Consider the following 2,427-nt stretch of genomic DNA (forward strand, 5'->3'; position numbering starts at 1 on the left):
AATTGCGCCGATGTTGTCTCCGTTCATGGCCACGGATCGAGCGTTCGCTTGGGTCCGCCGCGACATCAAAGGCAGCGAATTTCGCGCGCGGGACGATGATGGAGCATCAGAGCTCGGGATGATGCTTGCGTAGAAATGCGACGAACGCAGGTAAGTTGGGATCCTTCCCCAAGCAGGCAACAACAGCACTGCAATGGCAAGGTGGCCTGTCCGATCCGATCGATAGCGGCTGGCCATCTCCGTGGCCCGCTGATTCAAGCCCCTGAAGCGCGTCGTCCAGATCTTTCAGAATGCGTCGTATATTGGTCAGGAAACAGTCCCCGGCGGCCGTCACCCTGACCCCGCCGGGGTGGCGTTCGAACAAAGTCACGCCCAGCCTCAATTCGAGATCTTTTATGCGCCTGCTGAGCGCGGAATGATGAATCCGCAGTCGTCGCGATGCGCCGAGGAAGCTGCCTTCCTGGGCGACGACGGTCGCAAAATGAAGCGTGAGAAGTTGGATGGAGCGGCGCATGGCACCTCTTACGTGCGCGGACCGAGGCTTGCGATTACGTGGATTTGTTGCTGGCTGGGCTGCGTGTCTCACGAAGCCTTTGCAGCGTGCGCTCGTCGAAACTGGCTGTCACCGCGACCGTCTCTTCCGCACCGATCATTTTCGGCAGTCCCAGCGGCGTTACTTTGAAATGCAACTGCACCAGGCGCAGCAGCCAGAGCGGGTTCATTTCGACAATGATCGTGTCGACCCCGCTGCCGAGGCCCCACTCGACGATGCCCGACAAAAGCGCATTGGCAACGGGACTCAGCATCCGTCCCCGTTCGCGATATTGCGGCTCGACACAGTAACGCGACCATTCCCAGATGTTTTCTCCGACGGGCCGTCTGCCTTCGCACAGCTCGGGTAAGACGTCCGAGAGAAGATGAGGTCGCGTGGACGGCAGCAGGCGTTGGTAGCCGATCACACGGTTGTCCGTGGTGAAGAGCATGTGGACGGCACGCCTGTCATCGAAGCGGTCGACCTCACGACCGTCTTCACGCCACAGGTCGGTCCAGCCCTTTTCCTCTACAAACACTTTGTGGCGAAGCCGAAACGCCTGATCCAGCTCCGCCTGATATTCGTCGGCGTTGTGCGACGTGACGACAATTAGCATCTCGGTTGTCCTCTAGTTTTGAGGCCAACCCCAATGGTTCATCGCGGACCGGTGCGGCATCACGCGATTGCGTGAGGGTAGCTGATCAGCCCCAGGCGAAAAGCTTTCGCGACAGCATGCACGTTGTTTGTCACGCCGAGCCTCTCGCGCACCGATCGCAGATGCGTGTCTGCGGTGTTGCGGCTGATGGTGAGGCGATCAGCGATCCTGTCCACGGTAAGGCCCTCGGCAGCGCAGCGCAGGACGTCCTGTTGTCGCGGAGACAGACGCACGGGTTTTGAGGCTCGTTTTGCGTCTGCAAGAATTGCTGCGACGCTGGATCTGAAGGATTTCGAGGACCACACGAGTATGAACAGCGGCTATTCGCGCCACCGTCGCATCTACACGAAAAGTTATCCGACATGCCGGTCAGTTCTCGGCGTAGTGGAACCGCAGGAGCTCCTCAAATGGCCGCGGATCTCGCATGCTGTTCGGTTGACGCAGTGCTAAGGCACGCAGCGAGACAGGTCTGCGGCTTTGCCCATCAGCGCCTCGAGCGGACCTCGGCCGAACGCGCGCCTCCATAACATTGCGAACGCACTGGTTGCGAGCACGAAGCCTCCCAGCAGGTAGAGTGACGGTGACCATCCTGATTTGACCACCCAGATTCCCCCGATGTGCAGGACATAAGCCGTCAAGGACATGGAACCGACAGCCACGATTGGACCGGTCAGCACGCGAAGACGCGTGTCGGAAACGACCAGGCTGATCGCCAGAACCAGGAGGGCAACGCCGGTGTTTCCCAGGATCGAGAAGGTAGTCTCACTGTGCGGTGAGGCCACCCACAACCAATCGGCCTCGCCCCCGAACTTGCGGAACGAGTAGAACCCTCCCGCATCCGACCACCAGAGATCGCCCACGTCCCCACCATACGCGGTGATCGTCTGTGCGACCCCCGGCACATAGTGCAATGCGAGCGCGGACCCTAAATATCCAAGGACGGCAAGCGCCATTCCAGCGGTCGCCAACCACCGGCGGGTGGTTACCTTCGTCAGATTCAGACGTGCGACTGCCATGCCTGCGATGATGAATGGTATCCATGTGATGGCAGGGAACATCCCGCTAATCAACAGGGTGACGAACGGGTCAAAGGCCATCTCCTTATCCATCACCCCGTTAATCAGGAATCTTAGCTGAGGAGACACAAGTGCCGTCGAAAGCGCTATGGCTGCAAGGGTGACCGCATCCAGCCGGCAGAGTGGAAGAACCAGCAAAAAGCACAGCCCGTAATAGGCGAGGA

At 59.5% G+C, this 2,427-nt stretch carries 4 protein-coding genes; all 4 read right to left on the minus strand.

Features of this window, described 5'->3' with window-relative positions; all coding sequences use genetic code 11:
• Positions 1-106: 106 nt before the first annotated feature.
• The gene (locus M727_RS41180) at positions 107-514 is read right to left on the minus strand and encodes a LysR family transcriptional regulator (protein ID WP_084647013.1); all 408 of its coding nucleotides are present in this window, start codon (positions 512-514) and stop codon (positions 107-109) included.
• A 34-nt stretch (positions 515-548) separates the two neighbouring features.
• Positions 549-1,148 carry an acyl-homoserine-lactone synthase gene (locus M727_RS0132700; protein WP_027156024.1) on the minus strand — a complete coding sequence of 200 codons (600 nt, stop codon included), beginning with the start codon at positions 1,146-1,148 and terminating at the stop codon, positions 549-551.
• 59 nt (positions 1,149-1,207) lie between these two features.
• Positions 1,208-1,492: a helix-turn-helix transcriptional regulator gene (locus M727_RS38745; protein WP_348627204.1), complete on the minus strand. Its 285-nt coding sequence runs from the start codon at positions 1,490-1,492 to the stop codon at positions 1,208-1,210.
• Positions 1,493-1,633: 141 nt separating this feature from the next.
• Positions 1,634-2,427: DUF418 domain-containing protein (locus M727_RS0132710; RefSeq protein ID WP_027156026.1), on the minus strand; the 794-nt coding region annotated here is incomplete at its 5' end.

Origin of the sequence: Mesorhizobium sp. WSM2561 (assembly GCF_000513915.1) — a bacterium.
Taxonomy (GTDB): Bacteria; Pseudomonadota; Alphaproteobacteria; order Rhizobiales; family Rhizobiaceae; genus Mesorhizobium; species Mesorhizobium muleiense.

Bases quoted from the DNA above. Each gene is read 5' to 3' on its own strand.
- M727_RS41180 (WP_084647013.1), bottom strand. From the start codon at position 514: ATGCGCCGCTCCATCCAACTTCTCACGCTTCATTTTGCGACCGTCGTC.
- M727_RS0132700 (WP_027156024.1), bottom strand. From the start codon at position 1,148: ATGCTAATTGTCGTCACGTCGCACAACGCCGACGAATATCAGGCGGAG.